The organism is Allobosea sp. Tri-44, from assembly GCF_004123845.1.
Taxonomy (GTDB): domain Bacteria; phylum Pseudomonadota; class Alphaproteobacteria; order Rhizobiales; family Beijerinckiaceae; genus Allobosea.
Genome location: NZ_NBDP01000019.1, coordinates 314,408 through 333,057, shown reverse-complemented (window position 1 = coordinate 333,057; position 18,650 = coordinate 314,408). Strand labels below are relative to the sequence as shown.

19 protein-coding genes are annotated in these 18,650 nt (G+C 66.5%); 8 read left to right on the top strand and 11 right to left on the bottom strand.

Going from position 1 to position 18,650, the window contains the following annotated elements; translation table 11 throughout:
• Window positions 1–2: 2 nt before the first annotated feature.
• Window positions 3–890, bottom strand: coding sequence for an aromatic amino acid exporter YddG (yddG, locus tag B6S44_RS13850; protein ID WP_129157462.1), 888 nt, complete (start codon window positions 888–890; stop codon window positions 3–5).
• A gap of 191 nt (window positions 891–1,081) precedes the next feature.
• Window positions 1,082–1,912: an alpha/beta fold hydrolase gene (locus tag B6S44_RS13845; protein ID WP_164985819.1), complete on the bottom strand. Its 831-nt coding sequence runs from the start codon at window positions 1,910–1,912 to the stop codon at window positions 1,082–1,084.
• Between the two features lie 121 nt (window positions 1,913–2,033).
• Here B6S44_RS13845 and B6S44_RS13840 point away from each other — a divergent pair, with 121 nt between their 5' ends.
• Entirely contained in the window at window positions 2,034–3,020 is a 987-nt protein-coding gene (locus B6S44_RS13840; RefSeq protein WP_206735155.1) for a GlxA family transcriptional regulator, read from the top strand.
• Window positions 3,021–3,172: 152 nt separating this feature from the next.
• Window positions 3,173–4,369: an MFS transporter gene (locus tag B6S44_RS13835; RefSeq protein WP_129157459.1), complete on the top strand. Its 1,197-nt coding sequence runs from the start codon at window positions 3,173–3,175 to the stop codon at window positions 4,367–4,369.
• A 70-nt stretch (window positions 4,370–4,439) separates the two neighbouring features.
• On the opposite strand, the gene phbB is transcribed toward B6S44_RS13835, so the two are convergent.
• Genes phbB through B6S44_RS13820 form a run of 3 tightly spaced genes read right to left on the bottom strand, consistent with a single transcriptional unit; the run spans window position 4,440 to window position 6,608 of the window.
• A complete protein-coding gene (phbB, locus tag B6S44_RS13830) occupies window positions 4,440–5,162 on the bottom strand; it encodes an acetoacetyl-CoA reductase (protein ID WP_129157458.1) in 723 nt (240 codons plus the stop codon).
• A gap of 39 nt (window positions 5,163–5,201) precedes the next feature.
• Window positions 5,202–5,417: a DUF1737 domain-containing protein gene (locus B6S44_RS13825; protein WP_129157457.1), complete on the bottom strand. Its 216-nt coding sequence runs from the start codon at window positions 5,415–5,417 to the stop codon at window positions 5,202–5,204.
• A gap of 12 nt (window positions 5,418–5,429) precedes the next feature.
• The gene (locus tag B6S44_RS13820) at window positions 5,430–6,608 is read right to left on the bottom strand and encodes an acetyl-CoA C-acetyltransferase (protein WP_129157456.1); all 1,179 of its coding nucleotides are present in this window, start codon (window positions 6,606–6,608) and stop codon (window positions 5,430–5,432) included.
• Window positions 6,609–6,859: 251 nt separating this feature from the next.
• Between B6S44_RS13820 and phaR the strand changes: the two genes are divergently transcribed.
• Entirely contained in the window at window positions 6,860–7,438 is a 579-nt protein-coding gene (phaR, locus tag B6S44_RS13815; RefSeq protein WP_129157455.1) for a polyhydroxyalkanoate synthesis repressor PhaR, read from the top strand.
• Between the two features lie 52 nt (window positions 7,439–7,490).
• On the opposite strand, the gene B6S44_RS13810 is transcribed toward phaR, so the two are convergent.
• The gene (locus tag B6S44_RS13810; protein WP_129157454.1) at window positions 7,491–9,188 is read right to left on the bottom strand and encodes an EAL domain-containing protein; all 1,698 of its coding nucleotides are present in this window, start codon (window positions 9,186–9,188) and stop codon (window positions 7,491–7,493) included.
• Between the two features lie 166 nt (window positions 9,189–9,354).
• Between B6S44_RS13810 and B6S44_RS13805 the strand changes: the two genes are divergently transcribed.
• The gene (locus B6S44_RS13805) at window positions 9,355–9,570 is read left to right on the top strand and encodes a hypothetical protein (RefSeq protein ID WP_129157453.1); all 216 of its coding nucleotides are present in this window, start codon (window positions 9,355–9,357) and stop codon (window positions 9,568–9,570) included.
• A gap of 78 nt (window positions 9,571–9,648) precedes the next feature.
• Here the strand turns inward: B6S44_RS13805 and rpmF are convergent, their stop codons facing one another.
• The gene (gene rpmF / locus B6S44_RS13800; protein WP_057189713.1) at window positions 9,649–9,834 is read right to left on the bottom strand and encodes a 50S ribosomal protein L32; all 186 of its coding nucleotides are present in this window, start codon (window positions 9,832–9,834) and stop codon (window positions 9,649–9,651) included.
• Window positions 9,835–9,986: 152 nt separating this feature from the next.
• Window positions 9,987–10,697, bottom strand: coding sequence for a monofunctional biosynthetic peptidoglycan transglycosylase (gene mtgA, locus B6S44_RS13795; protein ID WP_129157452.1), 711 nt, complete (start codon window positions 10,695–10,697; stop codon window positions 9,987–9,989).
• A 78-nt stretch (window positions 10,698–10,775) separates the two neighbouring features.
• Between mtgA and B6S44_RS13790 the strand changes: the two genes are divergently transcribed.
• Window positions 10,776–11,729: a polyprenyl synthetase family protein gene (locus B6S44_RS13790; protein ID WP_129157451.1), complete on the top strand. Its 954-nt coding sequence runs from the start codon at window positions 10,776–10,778 to the stop codon at window positions 11,727–11,729.
• A gap of 3 nt (window positions 11,730–11,732) precedes the next feature.
• Here the strand turns inward: B6S44_RS13790 and B6S44_RS13785 are convergent, their stop codons facing one another.
• The 3 genes from B6S44_RS13785 to B6S44_RS13775 form a co-directional block, all read right to left on the bottom strand.
• Window positions 11,733–13,718 (bottom strand): potassium transporter Kup, encoded by a 1,986-nt coding sequence (locus B6S44_RS13785; protein ID WP_129157450.1) that lies wholly within the window; start codon window positions 13,716–13,718, stop codon window positions 11,733–11,735.
• Between the two features lie 152 nt (window positions 13,719–13,870).
• Window positions 13,871–15,148 carry a flavodoxin-dependent (E)-4-hydroxy-3-methylbut-2-enyl-diphosphate synthase gene (gene ispG / locus B6S44_RS13780; RefSeq protein ID WP_129157449.1) on the bottom strand — a complete coding sequence of 426 codons (1,278 nt, stop codon included), beginning with the start codon at window positions 15,146–15,148 and terminating at the stop codon, window positions 13,871–13,873.
• Window positions 15,149–15,212: 64 nt separating this feature from the next.
• Window positions 15,213–15,740 (bottom strand): transcriptional repressor, encoded by a 528-nt coding sequence (locus B6S44_RS13775; protein ID WP_129157448.1) that lies wholly within the window; start codon window positions 15,738–15,740, stop codon window positions 15,213–15,215.
• A 117-nt stretch (window positions 15,741–15,857) separates the two neighbouring features.
• On the opposite strand from B6S44_RS13775, the gene B6S44_RS13770 reads away from it, so the two are divergent.
• From B6S44_RS13770 to B6S44_RS13760, 3 genes are all read left to right on the top strand, one after another.
• Entirely contained in the window at window positions 15,858–16,643 is a 786-nt protein-coding gene (locus B6S44_RS13770) for a 3-hydroxybutyrate dehydrogenase (RefSeq protein ID WP_129157447.1), read from the top strand.
• Window positions 16,640–17,707, top strand: a complete 1,068-nt coding sequence (locus tag B6S44_RS13765) for a patatin-like phospholipase family protein (RefSeq protein WP_206438561.1) — start codon at window positions 16,640–16,642, stop codon at window positions 17,705–17,707. The genes B6S44_RS13770 and B6S44_RS13765 overlap by 4 nt, the downstream gene beginning before the upstream one ends.
• A 141-nt stretch (window positions 17,708–17,848) precedes the next feature.
• Window positions 17,849–18,559 carry a L,D-transpeptidase gene (locus tag B6S44_RS13760; protein ID WP_129157446.1) on the top strand — a complete coding sequence of 237 codons (711 nt, stop codon included), beginning with the start codon at window positions 17,849–17,851 and terminating at the stop codon, window positions 18,557–18,559.
• Window positions 18,560–18,650 lie beyond the last annotated feature (91 nt).

Genomic DNA, 18,650 nt, shown 5'->3' with positions numbered 1-18,650 from the left:
TCCTAGCCTCCGGCGGCCTTCGGCACAGCGGCTTTCGCCGCCGGTCCGAAGCTGGCTACCAGCGCGCCGACGACGATCAGTACGCAGGAAATCGCCAACAGCCAGCTCGCCGGCGCATAGCCGGCGATGACCAGGACCACGGTCGAGAGCACCGGCGCGGCATAGGAGGCGACGCCGAGGAAGGCGACGTCGCCCTTCTTCATGCCGACATCCCAGCAGATGAAGGCGAGCCCGATCGAGCCCAGGCCCAGACCGAGGATGCCACCCCACTCGACAAAGCTCGGCGCCCACAAGGTCGTCTCGAAGGCGAGATGGCAGGCGAAGGCGGGGACGGCGCAGCCGAGCATGGTGATGGCGAGGCTCTCCGACGGCACGCCGGCGAAGCGCCGCGACAGCACCGAATAGCTCGCCCAGACGAAGGCGCCGAGCGCCGCCAGGACATGGCCGAGCTGGATGCCTGCGCCGCCCGAGCCGAGGCTGCCTGAGATCAGCATCGCCGTGGCAACGAGCCCGATCAGCGCCCCGACTAGATGACGAGCTTTGAGCCCGCCGCCCGGGAGGAGCGCCGCGAACAGCACGATCAGCAGCGGCCAGAGATAATGGATCAGATTGGCCTCTGCCGCCGGCGCCGTTTTCACTGCGGCGTAATAGAGCGCCGTATCGCCGAACGGGCCATAGAGCCCGAGCAGGAAGGAGGCCGGCGTCGGCCGCGCCAGATGCAGGCGCCCCCGCGCCGCTGCGATCGCCAGCACGAGGACGCCGCCGATGACGAAGGTCATGCCGACGAGCTGGAAAGGCGGCACCCGGCCGGACATGGCGGTAAACAGTGCCAGCGTCGACCAGAGCAGGATGGCGACGAAGCCGGTCGCGGTGGCGGTGCGGGAGGTCATCGGGCGAACTTCGGAATGGCGACCCGAAACCCGTTAAGCGCTATGCCGTGTCATCGCCAGCCCATTCGCCGCTTGCCTTCGGCATACCGCCCGCGTCCCACACAAAAAACTGCCGGCACGCCGCCGCAACGGCCGTGCCGGCAGTCCGATCGGGATGCGCGGAGGCTGATGAGCTCAGCCTCCGCATCGCGTCAGCCCTTGATGAAGGCGAGCAGGTCGGCGTTGATCACGTCCGGATGGGTGGTGCACATGCCGTGCGGGAAGCCGGCATAGGTCTTCAGCGTGCCGTTCTTGAGCAGCTTGGCCGAGAGCGGGGCGGAGTCGGCATAGGGGACGATCTGGTCGTCGTCGCCATGCATCACCAGTACCGGCACCTCGATTGCCTTGAGATCCTCGGTGAAGTCGGTCTCCGAGAAGGCCTTGATGCAGTCATAGTGCGCCTTGGCGCCGCCCATCATGCCCTGCCGCCACCAATTGTCGATGATACCCTGCGAGACCTTCGCGCCCTCGCGGTTGAAGCCGTAGAACGGGCCGGCGGGGACATCGATGTAGAACTGCGCGCGGTTGGCGACGAGCGCTGCGCGGAAGCCGTCGAAGACCTCGATCGGCAGGCCACCCGGATTCTTGTCGGACTTGACCATGACCGGCGGCACCGCGCCGATCAGCACCGCCTTGGCGACGCGGCCAGGCTCGGCGCGAGCGACATAGTGAGCGACCTCGCCGCCGCCGGTGGAATGGCCGATATGGATGGCGTTCCGCAGATCGAGATGGGCGGCGAGTTCGGCGACATCGGCAGCGTAGGTGTCCATCTCGTTACCGGTCGCGGTCTGGCTGGAGCGACCATGACCGCGGCGGTCATGCGCGATCACCCGGAAGCCCTGATGCAGGAAGAACAGCATCTGGTTGTCCCAATCGTCGGCGCTAAGCGGCCAGCCATGATGGAAGACGATCGGCTGCGCGTCCTTCGAGCCCCAGTCCTTGTAGAAGATCTCGGTGCCGTCCCTGGTGGTGATCGTGCTCATCTGTCGCTTCCTTCGGCTTTTCGGGCGCAGGATCGTCGCCCTTCGATGTGGACGGTTATAGGCGCAGCGTTGCATGGTGCCGCTTGGCGGAACCGACATTCAGCGAGGCAAAACTGACAACATGACGACAGGGAAGCAGACGATCGCAGAAATCGGGCTTTTGCTCTACCCGGATGTGCAGCTCGCGGCCGTCTACGGCCTGACCGACCTGTTCCGGATCGCCGGCGAGATGAGCCGGGATCGCGGCGGACCGGAGGCGCCCGCGATCCGCGTCAGCCATTGGCGCCAGGGAGTGGACGGCGCGAGAGTGGACTGTGTGTTCGACAGCTATCCCGGCCCTGAGCACAATCCGAGCCATCTGATCGCGCCGCCGAGCCTGATCATGCCGGCGAAGATGCAGCCGATGAGCGGCTTCGCGACCTGGCTGGCCGAGCGCCATGGCGAAGGCACGACGCTGTGCTCGGTCTGCGCCGGCGCCTTCCTGCTCGGCGAAGCCGGGCTGCTCGAGGGCCGCGAAGCGACGACGCATTGGGCCTTCGCCGGGGAATTGGCGGCGCGCTTTCCGGCCGCGAGGGTCGATACCGACCGCATGGTGATCGATGATGGCGACATCATCACCGCCGGCGGCATCCTGGCCTGGACCGATCTCGGCCTGACGCTGGTCGAGCGCCTGCTCGGACCGAGCGTGATGCTGGAGACCGCGCGCTTCCTGCTGGTCGATCCGCCCGGACGCAGCCAGCAGCCCTACAGCCATTTCGTGCCGCGGCTCGACCATGGCGACGCGGCGATCCTGAAGGTGCAGCACTGGCTGCAGGCGAGCGGCGCCCGTGATCACGACGTGCCGGCACTGGCCAAGCGGGCAGGGCTGGAGGAACGCACCTTCCTGCGCCGCTTCCGCAAGGCGACGGGCCTGCGGCCGACCGAATACGCCCAGCAGATCCGCATCGCCAAGGCACGCGAGGCGCTGGAGCTGAGTCGCCGCCCGGTCGCACAGATCGCCCGGGATGTCGGCTACGAGGACGCCTCGGCCTTCCGCAAGCTGTTCCAGCGCATCACCGGGCTCGCTCCCGCCGATTATCGCCGCCGCTTCGGAGTTGCCCTCGCCTGACGAGCCTGCGGCTCGAGCGGCCGCGGCGTTCTGCCATGCTCGCGAATGCCTCCACTGTGCGCTGCATCACAGCTTCCACGCGATGGCGGCCATGCACGACGCGCTTCGCCAAGTGATTGACCACGCCCGCGCGCGCGGGCAAGCGTCGCGGCATGACCACGATCTCCATGCCCAGCGCCGCCCGCCCGCTGATGCCGGTCCTGGCGGCCCTCAGCGTCGCCCATCTCCTCAACGACCTGATCCAGTCGATGATCCCGGCGGTCTACCCGCTGCTCAAGGAGACCTATCAGCTCGACTTCGTGCAGATCGGCCTGATCACGCTTGCCTTCCAGGTGACGTCCTCGCTGCTGCAGCCGGTCCTGGGTTACCTGACCGACAAGAAGCCCTGGCCCTATGCGATGGTCGCCGGCATGGGCGCGACATTGGCCGGCCTGCTCTCGCTCGCCTTCGCCCACAGCTATCCGATGGTGCTGATCGCGGCGGCGCTGGTGGGCACCGGCTCGGCCGTCTTCCATCCCGAGGCGACCCGCATGGCCCGCCACGCCGCGGCTGGTAGGCAGGGGCTGGCCCAGGGCGTCTTCCAGGTCGGCGGCCATGCCGGCTATGCGATCGGCCCGCTGCTCGCTGCCGCCGTCGTCGTGCCGAACGGCCAGCAGAGCCTGTCCTGGTTCTCGGGCATCGTGCTCGTCGCTATGCTGCTGATGGCCTGGATCGGCTCGCGCTATTCCGCCTTCCGCCGCGAGCAGGTTGCATCGAAGGTCCACACAGACGATGTCGCCTCGCATGGCATGCCGCGCAGCCGCGTCCTGCTGGCCATGGCAGTGCTGATCGTCATCCTGTTCTCGAAGAACGCCTATACGGCCTCCTTCACCTCCTACTACACCTTCTACCTGATCGAGCGCTTCCAGGTGCCGCTGCAGCTCTCGCAGATCCTGCTCTTCCTCTACCTCGTCGTCGGCGCCGTCGGCGTGATCATCGGCGGCATGATCGGCGACCGGATCGGCCGCCACCGCGTGATCTGGCTGTCGATCCTGGGCTGCCTGCCCTTCGCGCTTGCCCTGCCCTATGCCGACCTGACCTGGACCGTGATCCTGAGCGTCGTGATCAGCTTCGTCATGGCGAGCGCCTTCTCGGCGATCCTGATTTACGCCATCGACCTGGTGCCGCATCGGGTCGGGCTTGTCGGCGGACTGTTCTATGGACTCGCCTTCGGCCTCGGCGGCGTGGCCGCAGCCGGTCTCGGCGCGCTCGCCGACAAGATCGGCATCGTCCAGGTCTTCGCGCTCTGCGCCTGGCTGCCGGCCTTCGGCCTCCTGACCTTCCTGTTGCCGCGCGCTGCGCGAAGCTGAGCGCCATCGGCTGCAATGAAAAAGGGCGGAGCCGATCGGCTCCGCCCTTTTCATATCGGCTGATGGTTGCTCAGGCCATGTACTGGCCGCCATTGACCGCAAAGGTCGCGCCGGTCGCGAAAGCGCCGTTGTCTGAAGCGAGGAAGACCACCGTCTGGGCGATCTCCTCCGGCTTGCCGAGGCGCCCGACCGGGATGCCGGCGACGACGCGCGCCAGTGCCTCCTCCGGCATGGCGGCGACCATGTCGGTGCCGATATAGCCGGGCGTGATCGCGTTCACAGTGATGCCCTTGTTGGCGTTCTCCTGGGCCAGCGCCTTGACGAAGCCGATATCGCCCGCCTTGGCCGCCGAGTAGTTGACCTGTCCCATCTGGCCCTTCTGGCCGTTGATCGAGGAGATCACGATGATGCGGCCGAAGCCGCGCCCCCGCATGCCCTCGATCACCGGCCGCGTCATGTTGAACAGCGAGTCGAGATTGGTGCGGATGACGGCCGACCACTGCTCCTTCGTCATCTTGTGGAAGAAACCGTCCTTGGTGATGCCCGCGTTATTGACGAGAATATCGACCGGCCCGATCTCGGCCTCGACCTTGGCGATGCCTGCGGCGCAGGCGTCGTAGTCGCCGACATCCCATTTATAGACCGGTATGCCGGTCTCGGCCTTGAACTTGGCCGCAGCCTCGTCATTGCCGGCATAGCTCGCGGCGACCTTGTAGCCCGCTTCATGCAGAGCCCTGCAGATCGCCGCGCCAATGCCGCGCGTCCCCCCCGTAACCAATGCAACCTTAGCCATAGTCGTCTTCTCCCTCTTAGACGCGGCTACGAGGCCGCGTTATTCTTTGCTGAGATCGAGACCGGGCTCGTAAGTCCGGTCGACGTCCTTGATGATCGCCTGGCCGCAGATCACCCGCCCCATCTTCTCGTCATAGGTCAGGGTCGGGTGCCCGTAGAGCACCCAGCCCTGGCTCAAGGCCGCCGAGACCCGATGACAGAACGAGGCGTCATCGGGACCGGTGAGATAGCGGTAGAGCGTGGTCTGCTTCGGCATAGCGAGGCGCTGCTAGCGCTCCACCGCCAGGGCGATGCCCATGCCGCCGCCGATGCAGAGCGTCGCGAGCCCCTTCTTGGCGTCGCGCTTGGCCATTTCGTGCAGCAGCGTCACCAGCACGCGCGCGCCGGAGGCGCCGATCGGATGGCCGATCGCGATCGCGCCGCCATTGACATTGACGATGTCGGGATCCCAGCCGAGATCCTTGTTCACCGCCAGCGCCTGCGCCGCGAAGGCCTCGTTGGCCTCGACGAGATCGAGATCGCCGACCTTCCAGCCGGCCTTCTCCAGAGCCTTGCGGGTCGCCGGGATCGGACCCGAGCCCATGATCGCCGGATCGACGCCAGCCGTCGCCCAGGATGCGATGCGGGCGAGCGGGGTGAGGCCGCGCTTGCTCGCTTCCTTCGCCGTCATCAGGACGAGCGCGGCGGCGCCGTCATTGATGCCCGAGGCGTTGCCGGCCGTCACGGTGCCGTCCTTCGAGAAGGCGGGCCTGAGCTTGGCCATCGCCTCGAGCGTCGCGCCATCGCGGATATACTCGTCGGCGTCGACGACGATGTCGCCCTTGCGGGTCGAAACCGTCACGGGCGCGATCTCGTCCTTGAACCGGCCGGCCTTCCTGGCGGCCTCGGCCTTGTTCTGCGAGCCGACGGCGAAACGATCCTGCTCCTCGCGGCTGATCTGCCATTTGGTCGCAACGTTCTCGGCCGTGGTGCCCATGTGATAGCCGTGGAAGATATCCCAGAGGCCGTCCTTGATCATGGTGTCGATGAACTTGACGTCGCCCATCTTGGTGCCGGCGCGCATATGGGCGGCATGGGCCGAGAGCGACATCGATTCCTGGCCGCCGGCGACGATGATGTTGGCGTCGCCATTGGCGATCTGCTGCATGCCGATCGCCACCGCGCGCAGGCCCGAACCGCAGACCTGATTGAGGCCCCAGGCGGTCGCACCCTGCGGCACGCCGGCATCGAAGGCCGCCTTGCGGGCCGGATTCTGGCCCTGCGCCGCCGTCAGCACCTGCCCGAGGATGACCTCGTCGACCTCGCCGGCCTCGACCTTGGCGCGCTTCAGCACGTCCTTGATCACCGCTGAGCCGAGATCATGAGCCGGCGTGTTGGCAAAGGCGCCGCTGAAAGAGCCCACGGCAGTGCGCGCCGCGCCGACGATCACGATGTCATTCTCAGCCATGGGGCTCATCCTCCGGTTTTCTCCCGCCGGCCATCCGGCCGTACGGCTTCTCCCCCTCACCTTCGAAGCGGCGGACGACGCCGTCAAGACGGCGAGACGGCTAAGCCCATCTTCGAGGCAAACTCGGCGCAGCCCCGCCCCGCGCTCAAAAAACTTGCAGCAGGCGGCCGAAGAGCTATCGTCGCATTCGGGACCGATTTCCGGCCTTGCCCGATCCCCGGGTTATGGCCGCAACAGCCGCGTGGGTGTCGATGGCCAGCGACAAAGAACCGACTGTCATCAAGAAATACGCCAATCGCCGGCTATACCACACGGGTACGAGCTCCTACGTCACATTGGAGGATCTGGCCGGCCTGGTGCGCAATGGTGAGGATTTCGTCGTCTACGACGCCAAGAGCGGCGACGACATCACCCGCTCGGTGCTGGCCCAGATCATCTTCGAGGAAGAGAGCAAGGACGGGCAGAACCTGCTGCCGATCGCCTTTCTGCGTCAGCTGATCCGTTTCTACGGCGACAGCATGCAGGCACTGGTGCCGCGCTATCTCGAATTCTCGATGGACAATCTGACCCAGGATCAGAACAAGATCCGCGAGCAGATGAGCAAGGCCTTCGGCACCGGCGCCATCGACGCGCTCCAGGCCCAGACCCGCGCCAACATGGCGATGTTCACCGAGGCGTTCAGGCTGTTCAATCCGTTCGCGGCGGCAGCCGCTGCTAAAAGCCGCGGCGAGGCGACCGCCAAGGGAGGCGAGAACGGCGAGCTCGGCGACCTGAAGCGTGAGCTCACCGAAATGCGTGAGCGGCTGGACCGGCTCGCCAAGGAGAAATGAGACACCTCTGGCCGTCACGTCCGCTCGGCTGAACCGCCGAGCGGAAAGAGGCTCAGCCCACAGCCTGCATTAGCGGCTTGTCGGGCGCGCCCTCCGAGAGCCAAAGCTCGGCCTTGCCGACCAGGTGGCCCTGCAGATAAGTGACGCCCCAATCGCACAGCATTGAGGCCTGCAGTTCGTCGTCGACCCATTCGGCGACCGTCTCGACGCCGAGGTGATGGGCGAGTTCGAGCAGGGTGCGTACGAAGAAGCGATCGTCGGTCGAGCGGCGCAGATTCTGCGTGAAGGCGCCGTCGAGCTTGAGGATGTCGATCGGAAAAGCACGCAGGTGCTTGAGCGAGGTGTGGCCCGCTCCGAAATCATCGATCGCGATGCGGGCGCCACACTGCTTGATCCGGCTGAGCAGCTTCGCCATCCGCGCCGGATCCTCGATCGTCGCGGTCTCGGTGACCTCGACGATCAGACGCTTCGCAGCGGCCGGGTTCGCCCCGACCCCAGCTTCGAAGCCCTCGATCCAATCCGGATCGGCAAGCGAACGCGGCGAGACGTTGATCGACAGCATCGCCTCCGGCCGCTCCACCAGAAGCGACATGGCAAGCTCGAACACACGATGGTCGAACAAGCCGACCAGCCCACGTCGCTCAAGCAGCGGCACCAGCTCGGCCGCGGCAAGGAAACCGCCGACCTGCGGGCGCTCGACCCGCAGCAGCGCCTCGCTGAAGGCGAGGGCACGGCCTTTGGCCGTCACCACCGGCTGGAGCGCCAGCCTCACCTTGCGTTCGTTGAGCGCCGCGACAGCCTCGAGGTCGAGGCGCGGTGCGGCGTCGCAGGCCTCGGCGGCGACCGGGCGCCGCGCGATCATGGCAGCGTCGCGGGCGCCCGCCTCGGCGCCGGCGAGCGCGTTCTCGGCGGCCTCGACCAGAACCGAGCCGTGGCGGGATAGATCGGGGGCAATCGCGGCCCCGACATGCAGCCGCGCCAACGCGATCCCGCGCGATGTCTCGACCGCCGAGCGCGCCACCGCCTTGATGAAGCGCTGCGCTGCTGCCTCGATCTGATTGGCCGGGCAAGCACCGAGAAGAATGGCGAAACGGTTGCCGGCATAGTGCATTAGCTGGTCGCGCCGGCGCATCACCGAATGCAGGCGCTGCCTGACCTCTTCGATGATCTCCTCGGTCCCCTCATGGCCGAAATCGTGATTGAGCTTCGCAAGATCGCCGATCGACGCGACCAGCACGACAACCGGGCGCTCGGCCGGGAGGTGCTCCGCCAGAGCCTCGTCGACACGTTCGACCAGGGCGTCGCGATCGCAGAGATCGCTGCCTGCCATGGCGAGTTCCTCAGGCCGCACCGCGCGCTCCAGCCTGAGCACGCCGCGCGCGCTTGCCGGGCGGCCATCGATGCCGGCGAACCAACGCCCGGCATCCTCGATCCACATCTTGCGGCCGGCGAGATCGGCGGCGTAGCGCGTGCGATAGATCGCCCCATCGCCGAGATCCTGTCCGCCCGAGGAGAAGATCGCGTCATAGCGGCTGCGGCCGCTGCCGGGCTCGACCAGCCCGGCGAAGGCCAGGCCGCGCCCCAGCACCGCCGCCGGCACCGGGCCAAGCACCTCCACCGCGTTCGGACCCCAAGTCAAGGTGTCACTGCCGATGTCCCAGCTGTAGGCGACTTCGCCGATCGAGGACAGCAGGCTGCGCGGCTCGACGATCCTCTCGTCGCGGGAACCGAACAGGGACGGCGCAGGCATGGTGCGGCTGCCTCGGGCGATAGGAAAGAAACCGCCCCGTTCTGGGTGTGGGAAGGTAGAGAACTGTGCCGAAACGATGCACGCACCTGCGTTAACGCAGGGTTAAGCTTGGCGCCCGGATTGCAAGGATTCGCTCCCGAACCCTCGAATGTTCCGGAGCGGTACAATGATCGAGGCAGAACGCCCCGAGGCAGCCTTCGTCTACGAAGAGGAGCGCACTCCGTGCGTCTCCGCCGTCTTCCTCGTCCAGCTTGCCGCCAGTCACGCCGGAATCGGCCCGTTCGCCCGTCGCGACCGCGAAACCCCATTCATTGGCGCCCGCCGCTATTATGAAGGGATCGCGAGCCGCGGCCTGCCCCGCAGGCTCCTTCGCTCAGCCTGAAGCCCAAACGAAAAAGGCCGGCCTCACGGCCGGCGCTCTTCGATCTTGCTGACAGGGACCCGGACGGGCCCCGTCGCATCAGGCCTCGGTCTTGGCCTTCAGCACCTGGCGGCCACGGTACATGCCGGACTTCAGGTCGATATGGTGCGGACGGCGCAGCTCGCCCGAGTTCTTGTCTTCGATATAGGTGGGCTGCTTCAGCGCGTCGGCCGAGCGGCGCATGCCGCGCTTCGACGGCGAGGTCTTTCTCTTCGGAACGGCCATCGGTACTCTCCATCATGCCTTCGCGCGAGGCGGGGCTTCTCACCCGCACCACTGTCGCGACGACGTCACATCCGTGATGAGGGCTGGCCTTTACACGCTCGCGCGCGGCCTGGCTAGACCATGCTGCGGAAAAAGTGGTGCCAACATGCGCCTCAGTCCGGGAGCGCACAATTGCCGAGCGGCCCGAGCTGGTTCATCCGCCGCTGCACCCGCCCGGCCGCCGCCTGCAGCGCGCGGCTGGGCCGCGACGGATTGCGCAGGATCGGGTTCGGCAGCGCCCCGGCGAGCTTCGCCGCCTCGGCGGGCGTCAATCGGGAGGCCGACTTGCCGAAATGGCGCTGCGCCGCGGCCTCCGCCCCGAAAAGGCCTGGCCCCCATTCGGCGATGTTGAGATAGACCTCGATCACCCGCCGCTTCGGCCAGGCGAGATCGATCGCCATGGCCATCGGCAATTCCAGCCCCTTGCGCAGATAGGACCGGCCCGGCCACAGGAACAGGTTCTTGGCCGTCTGCATGGTCAGCGTCGATGCGCCGCGACTCGGCCCGTCCTCGTCCTGGAGCACAGCGTTGAGCTCACCCCAGTCGACGCCGGCATGCGAGCAGAAGCGCTGATCCTCCGAGGCGATCACGGCACGGACCAGATGCGGCGAAATCTGCGCCAGCGGCACCCAGTCGCGCTCCACCGCACGGAAGGTCAGCCAGCGGCCGAGCATCAGGGTCGAAGGCGCCGGCACGAAGCGATAGAGCAGCAGCAAGGCGACGAAGACGATCACCAGCGCCATCACCAGCCGGACCAGGGCGCGGATGATCCGGCCCGCGAGGCTCCCGCGTCGCGGAGCCGGAGTGTCAGCCATGCGCGTCATTCCCCCACGCTTGACGATTGCGACCGCCTCCGGCAAGCCCCGCGCGCCAAACTCCGCCAGCCAACGCGAGAAGTGATCATGAGTTCCGTGGAACGGACCGCCCCCGCCGCGGCTTTGGCAAGCGCCCTGTCGGAAACGGCGGTGGCGATCGAGGCGCTGCTCGAAGCACTGCTGCAGGACAAGCCTGAGGCCGGCGAAATTCATCGCCCGGCCCGGCTGCTCGCGGCGATGCGCCATGGCGCGCTAGCCGGCGGCAAGCGCCTTCGGCCCTTTCTCGTCACCGAGACGGCGAAGCTGTTCGACGTGCCGGTCGAGCAGGCGCTGCGCGCTGGCGCCGCCGTCGAGCTCGCGCATTGCTATTCGCTGGTCCATGACGACCTGCCGGCCATGGACGACGACGACACCCGCCGCGGCCGCCCGACTGTGCATAAGGCCTTCGACGAGGCGACCGCGATCCTCGCCGGTGACGGCCTGCTGACGCTCGCCTTCGATGTCATCGCCGATGAAAGGACGCATCCGGACGGGGAGACGCGCGCCGCGATCATCCTGCAGCTCGCACGGTCACTCGGGCTCGGCGGCATGGTCGGCGGCCAGATGCTCGACCTCGCGGCCGAAGGGCGTTTCTCCGGCGACGGCGCTCCGGGCAAGCTCGACAAGGCCGAAATCCGGCGAATGCAGGCGATGAAGACCGGCGCTCTGCTCGCCGGCAGCGTCCTGATCGGCGCCCGCCTCGGCCAGGCCGATGCGACGCGAATGGCCGCGCTGGAGCGCTATGGCAAGGCGCTCGGCGCTGCCTTCCAGGTCGCCGATGACATTCTCGACATCGAGGCGAGCCCCGAGCAGATGGGCAAGGCGACCGCCAAGGATGACGCGAAGGGCAAGGCCACCCTCGTCGCGGCGCTCGGCCTCGACCACGCCAAGCGCGAGCGCGACCGGCTCAGCGAGGAGGCGATCGCAGCACTGTCCGAGTTCGGGCCGGAGGCGGCAATGCTGCGCGCGGCGGCGGAGTTCACCGCGCAGCGGAAGAGCTGAGCGTCAGACCGTCACCTGCGTGCCGACCTCGACAACCCGGCCGGTCGGGATCTGGAAGAAGTTGGTGGCGTCGGTCGCGCTCTTGGTCAGGCCGATATAGAGATTGTCCTGCCAGATCGGCATGCCCGATTGCGGCGAAGCCTTGATCGAGCGGCGCGACAGGAAGAACGAGGTCGACATGATGTCGAACTTGAAGCCCTGCTTGCGCAGGATGGCGAGCCCCTTCGGCACGTTCGGGCTCTCCATGTAGCCGTAGATCATCTCGACCCGCCAGAAATCGTCGGTGATGCGCGAGAGCCTGACACGCTCGCTCTCGGCGACCCGCGGGGTATCCGCCGAGCGCACGGTCAGGATCACGTTGCGCTCGTGCAGCACCTTGTTGTGCTTGAGATTGTGAAGCAGCGAGGCCGGCGCCGTCTCCGGATCGCTGGTCAGGAACACCGCCATGCCCTTGACCCGGTAGGGCGGGCTCTTGGTCAGCATGCCGACCAGCTCGAGCAGCGGCACGTCGGTCTTGCGGGTCTTGTCGAACAGGATCTTGGTGCCGCGCACCCAGGTCCACATCAGGAGGACGAGCGCCATGGCGAACAGCACCGGCACATAGCCGCCGCTGAGCAGCTTCAACAGGTTCGCCGAGAAGAAGGCGACGTCGATGATGAGGAAGGGCAGGATCACCGCCACGGCAGCCGTAAGCCCCCAGCGCCAGCCACGCCAGATCACGATGAAAGCGAGCAGCGAGTCGACCAGCATCGCGCCGAACACCGAGATGCCGTAGGCGTGCGAGAGGTTGGACGAGGTCTTGAAGGTCCAGACCAGCAGCAGCACCGTGAACAGCAGCAGCACGTTGATGCGCGGGATGTAGATCTGCCCGGAGGTGTGCTCGGAGGTGTGGCGGATCTCGAGGCGCGGCAGCAAGCCGAGCTGGATCGCCTGCCGAGTCAGCGAGTAGGCGCCGGTGATCACCGCCTGGCTCGCGATGATGGTCGCGAGCGTCGCCATGATCACCAGCGGCAGGATCAACGCTGGCGGCGCGAGCTTGTAGAACGGATTGTCGATCGCGCTCGGGTCGGACAGGATCAGCGCACCCTGGCCGAGATAGTTGAGCCAGAGCGCCGGGAAGACCAGGTAGATCCAGGCGCTGCGGATCGGCCCGCGGCCGAAATGGCCCATATCGGCATAGAGCGCCTCCGCTCCCGTAACCGCCAGACAGACGCTGCCGAGCACGGCCAGCGACAGGCCTGGATGGTCGATGAAGAAGCGCACGCCCCAATAGGGATTGATCGAGGCAAAGACACCGAGATCGTCCGAGATGTGATAGATGCCGAGGCCGGCCAGGGTCAAAAACCAGATCGTCATGACCGGGCCGAAGAAATTGGCGACCTTGCCGGTGCCGCGGCTCTGCACCAGGAACAGGGCGATCAGGATCACCGATGCGATGGTGATGACGTAGTCGTTCAGGACGGGCGTGACCAGCTTCAGGCCTTCGACCGCCGAGAGTACCGAGATCGCCGGCGTGATCACCGCGTCGCCATAGAACAGCGCCGCGCCGGCCATGCCGAGGAAGAGCACGATGCCGCCGCGGGTGCGCCCGAGCGCGCGTTGCGCCAGCGCCACCAGGGTCAGGGTGCCGCCCTCGCCATTATTGTCGGCCCGCAGCAGCAGCACGACATATTTCAGCGTCACCACGATGACCAGCGACCACAGGATCAGCGACAGCACGCCGATCACCACCTCGCGCGGCAAGGGGGCAGCCAGTGTAACCGCCGCGCCGCCGCCATGTCCGCCCGAGGCTGCGCCGGTCGCGGCCAGGAGCGTCTCGCGCAGCGCATAGAGCGGGCTGGTGCCGATATCGCCGTAGACAACGCCGAGCGCACCCAGGGCCAATGCGGCATAGCTCTGCGTGGAGTGGCCGTTGCCGGCCGGCTCGTCGAGCCCGAAGCGATCACCGTCCGGTTTGGAGGCCGGCGGGTGCTGCTGGTCATGACCCATCAGGGCACTCCGCGGGTGCTGCGATGCAGCGAAAAGGCCGGGGCCTCTAGCACGGCATGTCTCACAGGCAAAGACGCTAGAGCATATGCCGCAGTGGTGGGAGCCACTTTCGGTTAGCGATGACCTTGAATCGATTAGATTGCTGGAAGCGCCTATTCGGCCGCCGCAGCCCGAGTGCCGTAGCGCCGTTCGACGTAAGTCTCGACCATGGTCTTGAACTCGGCGGCGATGGCAGGCCCCCGCAAGGTCGCGACCTTCTTGCCGTCGACAAAGACCGGCGCGGTCGGCACCTCGCCCGTGCCCGGCAGCGATATCCCGATATCGGCATGCTTCGATTCACCGGGCCCGTTGACGATGCAGCCCATCACCGCGACGTTGAGCGCCTCGATGCCGGGATAGCGTGTCTTCCACTCCGGCATGGAGGTCGAGATCCAGCTCTGGATGTCCATTGCCAGCTCCTGGAACACCGTCGACGTGGTGCGCCCACAGCCCGGGCAGGCCGCGACCAGCGGCACGAAGGCGCGAAAACCCATGGTCTGCAGCAATTCCTGCGAGGCTTTCACCTCGAGCGTGCGGTCGCCGCCGGGTTCCGGCGTCAGCGAGAAACGGATGGTGTCGCCGATCCCGTCCTGCAGGAGCACGCCGAGTGCCGCCGAGGAGGCGACGAGGCCCTTCGAGCCCATACCGGCCTCGGTCAGGCCGAGATGGATGGCATAGTCGCCGCGCTGGGCGAGCATGCGGTAGACCGCGATCAGGTCCTGCACGCCCGAGACCTTGGCCGAGAGGATGATCTTGTCCTTAGCCAGTCCGATCTCCTCGGCGCGCTCGGCCGAGAACAGAGCCGACTGCACCATCGCCTCGCGCATCACCGCGCGCGCATCGAGCGGTTTGCGTGCGGCAGCGTTGATGTCCATCAGCGATGTCAGCAGTTCCTGGTCGAGCGAGCCCCAGTTCGCGCCGATCCGCACGCTCTTGCCGTGCCTGATGGCGAGCTCGACGATCTGGCCGAACTGCCGGTCCTTCTTGTCCTTGAAACCGACATTGCCGGGATTGATCCGGTATTTCGCCAAGGCCTGGGCGCAGGCCGGATGGTCGGTCAGCAGCTTGTGGCCGATATAGTGGAAATCGCCGATCAGCGGCACGTCGATGCCGAGGATGTCGAGCCGCTCTCGGATATGCGGCACGGCCGCTGCAGCCTCGTCGCGATCGACGGTGATGCGCACCAGTTCCGACCCTGCCCGCGCCAGCGCCGCGACCTGCCCGACCGTCGCCGGAATATCGGCGGTGTCGGTATTGGTCATCGATTGCACGACGATCGGCGCACCGCCACCGACCTGCACATGGCCGATCATGACCGGCACGGTACGCTTGCGCGGGGCCGGCGCGGCTTCAGGCCCCTCGGGCAAGCAGGTCAGAAATTGTTCGCTCATGAAATGATCCGGATTCTTGGCCGGGAACGCATCGCCGCTGAACTGCGCCCTTGCCGCAAGGGCGTCAAGCCACAGCAGCGTCGCGGCAGTGCTCGCAGCGCCCGACGATTTCGACCACCTGGTAGGAGGTCTGGAAGCGCCGGCCCTCGGCCATGCCTTTGATCGCGGCGCGCATCGCCGGCGAGGCATCCTCGTCGACGCCGCCGCAAACCTCGCAGATCAGGAAGGCGACCGTCTCGTTGGCGCCATGGCCATGCGGACAGGCAATGAAGGCATTGCGCGAGCTCAGGCGATGCACGAAGCCCTGCTCGACCAGGAAGTCGAGCGCCCGGTAGATCGAGATCGGCGCCAGCCTGCGCCCGCCCGGCGGCGAGATCCGGTCGGCGAGGTCGTAGGCTCCGACCGGCTTGTGGTCGCCATAGAGTGCCTCCAGCGCCTTGCGACGGATCGGCGTCAGTCGCAGGCCACGCTCGCGGCAGACCGCCTCGGCGCGCGCCAGGCCGGTGGCGGCGTGGCGCGAATGGTCGTGGGCGTGCTGGCATTGGCCATGCGCGTGGTCGTGATGGTCGCTTGCAGGCTGCATTTTCGTCATGTTGCGTTGCAATAGCTCATCGGGCACCGTCCTGGTGACCGACGCCCCCTCGCTGGCGCAATGCCAGCCTTCGCCGGTAAGTTAAGCGTTCTCAGGCCAAATGTCAGGAGCCGCCCCATGTTCCTCAAGGATCGTACCGCCCTCATCACCGGCTCCACCTCCGGCATCGGCCTCGCCTATGCCCGCGCACTCGCCGCCGAGGGTGCCAATGTCGTGATCAACGGCTTCGGCGACGCGGACGCGATCGAGAAGGAGCGCGCCGGCATCGAGGTCGATTTCAAGGTCAAGGCGCGCTACTCGGCCGCCAACATGATGAAGCCCGATGAGATCGCCGCCATGGTCGCCGAGGCCGAGAAGGAGTTCGGCGCCATCGACATCCTCGTCAACAATGCCGGCATCCAGCATGTCGCCCCGGTCGACGAGTTCCCGATCGAGAAATGGGACCAGATCATCGCGATCAACCTGTCCTCGGCCTTCCACACCACGCGCGCCGCTTTGCCGAAGATGAAGGCAAAGGGCTGGGGCCGGATCATCAATACCGCCTCCGCCCACGCTTTCGTCGCCTCGCCGTTCAAGAGCGCCTATGTCTCGGCCAAGCACGGCATCGCCGGCTTCACCAAGACGGTGGCGCTGGAAGTCGCGACCAATGGCATCACCGTCAACGCGATCGCGCCCGGCTATGTCTGGACGCCTCTGGTCGAGAAGCAGATCCCCGACACGATGAAGGCGCGCAACCTGACCAAGGAGCAGGTCATCAACGATGTGCTGCTGCTGGCCCAGCCGACCAAGGAGTTCGTCACCGTCGAGCAGGTCGCGGCGCTCGCCGTCTTCCTCTGCACCGATGCAGCGAAGTCGATCACCGGCACGACCCTGCCGATGGACGGCGGCTGGACCGCCGCGTGACCGGCCGCAGGAAGCGCAAGGTCCCGCAGGTCAAAGGCCTGGCGGGGCCGAAAGCCGAGAAGTCGGTCAACCTCGCGCTCCAGGGCGGGGGCGCGCACGGCGCCTTCACCTGGGGCGTGCTTGACGCGATCCTCTCCGATGGCCGCCTCGCGATAGAGGCGATGACCGGCGCCAGCGCCGGCGCGATGAACGCGGTGGTGCTGACCGAGGGCTGGCTCGACGGCGGCAGCGATGGCGCCCGCACCGCGCTGGAGAATTTCTGGCGCCGGATCAGCGTCGACGGCAAATATGGCGGCTCGGAGCGCTCGCTGCTCGACACCATGCTCGGCGCCTGGACGGATGGGCGCCCGCCGGGGCTGATTTGGTTCGAGCTTTTGTCGAAGGTGGCCAGCCCCTATGACGTCAACCCGCTCAACATCAATCCGCTGCGCGGTGTGATCGCCGACCTGATCGATTTCGACAAGGTCCAGGGCTGCGCCGACGTCAACCTGTTCATCTCGGCAACCAATGTCCGCACCGGCAAGATCAAGATCTTCACCCGACAGGAGCTGACCGCCGACCACCTGATGGCCTCCGCCTGCCTGCCGGCGCTGTTCCAGGCGGTCGAGATCGACGGGCAGGCCTATTGGGACGGCGGCTATATGGGAAATCCGCCGCTCTTCCCGCTGTTCTACGAGGCTGCTGGCGACGACATCATGCTCGTCCAGATCAACCCGCTCGAGCGTCGCGACCTGCCGACCAATGCCCGGGCGATCCAGGACCGCCTCAACGAGGTCACCTTCAACGCCTCGCTCTTGCGCGAACTGCGCGCCATCGACTTCGTCAACCGCCTGCTCGACGACGGCAAGCTCTCGACCGGCGACTACAAGCGCGTGCTGATGCACCGCATCGACGGCGGCCTGCCGCTGGCGCAGCTGACCTCCTCCTCGCGCCTTAATTCCGAATGGAGCTTTTTGCTCAGCCTGCGCGACATGGGCCGCACCGCGGCCAAGCGCTGGCTGAAGCGCAACTACGATGCGATCGGGGTGCAGGGGACCTTGGATCTGAAGGAAGCGATTTCGTAAGACGTGAAGCCGCTAGTACGGTAAAGGCCCGAGCTTGCAAGCCAACTTGCGTGACGGCAATCTCGGTCCAGCCGAGACGTTCAACGGATGCATGCCAGCGTAGTCTCTCGCCGGGCAGCAGGACATGGGAAGTCCAGGAACATGATCATCGACGATAGCAATGCCGATGCCCGCAAGATGCACGAGATCGCCCTGCTCGGGCGCCGGGCGGGCCTCATCGGCCGCCGCTCCTTCCTGGCCGGTTCGGCCGCCGGTCTCGGCGCGCTGGCGCTCGGCGGTTGCGCAACCTCCGACGGCATGAGCCTCGCCGAGGCGCAGAAGCTCTATGGACCGGTGCCGGAAGAGAAGTTCCCGATCCCGGCGATCGATGTCACCTATGTCGATCCGAAATATTTCCGCAAGACCGTTCGCTACGAGACCAAGGAAGCGCCCGGCACGATCATCGTCGATCCCGGCAATTACTATGTCTATCGCGTCGAGGACGGCGGAAACGCGACCCGCTATGGCGCCAATGTCGGCCGCGACGGCTTCCGCTGGACAGGCGACGCCTATGTCGGGCGCAAGTCCGAATGGGCGACCTGGACGCCGCCCAAGGAGATGATCAAGCGCCAGCCGGAAGCCGCCAAATATGCCCGCGGCATGCCGGGCGGCCTCGACAACCCCCTCGGCGCGCGCACGCTCCATCTCTATCAGAACGGCGCCTACACGCTCTACACGATCTATGCGTCCCTCGACGCGGAATCGATCGGAAACGGCATCACCAGCGGCTGCATCGGCCTGCTCACGCAGGACATGATCCATCTGTACACGAACACGCCGGTCAAGACGAAGGTGGTCGTACTGGCGGCCTGAGGCGACGGCGTTAGAACTGATCCCTGCGCTGCCGTGTCGGCAGCGCAGGCTCTTCTCTCGTCTCAATTCCGAGCCCGACGGTCGATGGCGC

Coding starts and splice junctions, on each gene's coding strand:
- B6S44_RS13825 (WP_129157457.1), bottom strand. CDS start 5,417: ATGCCGAAGCAGACCACGCTCTACCGCTATCTCACCGGTCCCGATGAC.
- rpmF (WP_057189713.1), bottom strand. CDS start 9,834: ATGGCCGTTCCGAAGAGAAAGACCTCGCCGTCGAAGCGCGGCATGCGC.
- B6S44_RS13775 (WP_129157448.1), bottom strand. CDS start 15,740: ATGACGAAAATGCAGCCTGCAAGCGACCATCACGACCACGCGCATGGC.
- ispG (WP_129157449.1), bottom strand. CDS start 15,148: ATGAGCGAACAATTTCTGACCTGCTTGCCCGAGGGGCCTGAAGCCGCG.
- B6S44_RS13810 (WP_129157454.1), bottom strand. CDS start 9,188: ATGCCTGCGCCGTCCCTGTTCGGTTCCCGCGACGAGAGGATCGTCGAG.
- B6S44_RS13785 (WP_129157450.1), bottom strand. CDS start 13,718: ATGGGTCATGACCAGCAGCACCCGCCGGCCTCCAAACCGGACGGTGAT.
- B6S44_RS13845 (WP_164985819.1), bottom strand. CDS start 1,912: ATGAGCACGATCACCACCAGGGACGGCACCGAGATCTTCTACAAGGAC.
- B6S44_RS13760 (WP_129157446.1), top strand. CDS start 17,849: ATGATCATCGACGATAGCAATGCCGATGCCCGCAAGATGCACGAGATC.
- B6S44_RS13835 (WP_129157459.1), top strand. CDS start 3,173: ATGACCACGATCTCCATGCCCAGCGCCGCCCGCCCGCTGATGCCGGTC.
- B6S44_RS13820 (WP_129157456.1), bottom strand. CDS start 6,608: ATGGCTGAGAATGACATCGTGATCGTCGGCGCGGCGCGCACTGCCGTG.
- B6S44_RS13840 (WP_206735155.1), top strand. CDS start 2,034: ATGACGACAGGGAAGCAGACGATCGCAGAAATCGGGCTTTTGCTCTAC.
- yddG (WP_129157462.1), bottom strand. CDS start 890: ATGACCTCCCGCACCGCCACCGCGACCGGCTTCGTCGCCATCCTGCTC.
- B6S44_RS13790 (WP_129157451.1), top strand. CDS start 10,776: ATGAGTTCCGTGGAACGGACCGCCCCCGCCGCGGCTTTGGCAAGCGCC.
- B6S44_RS13805 (WP_129157453.1), top strand. CDS start 9,355: ATGATCGAGGCAGAACGCCCCGAGGCAGCCTTCGTCTACGAAGAGGAG.
- phaR (WP_129157455.1), top strand. CDS start 6,860: ATGGCCAGCGACAAAGAACCGACTGTCATCAAGAAATACGCCAATCGC.
- B6S44_RS13770 (WP_129157447.1), top strand. CDS start 15,858: ATGTTCCTCAAGGATCGTACCGCCCTCATCACCGGCTCCACCTCCGGC.
- phbB (WP_129157458.1), bottom strand. CDS start 5,162: ATGGCTAAGGTTGCATTGGTTACGGGGGGGACGCGCGGCATTGGCGCG.
- mtgA (WP_129157452.1), bottom strand. CDS start 10,697: ATGACGCGCATGGCTGACACTCCGGCTCCGCGACGCGGGAGCCTCGCG.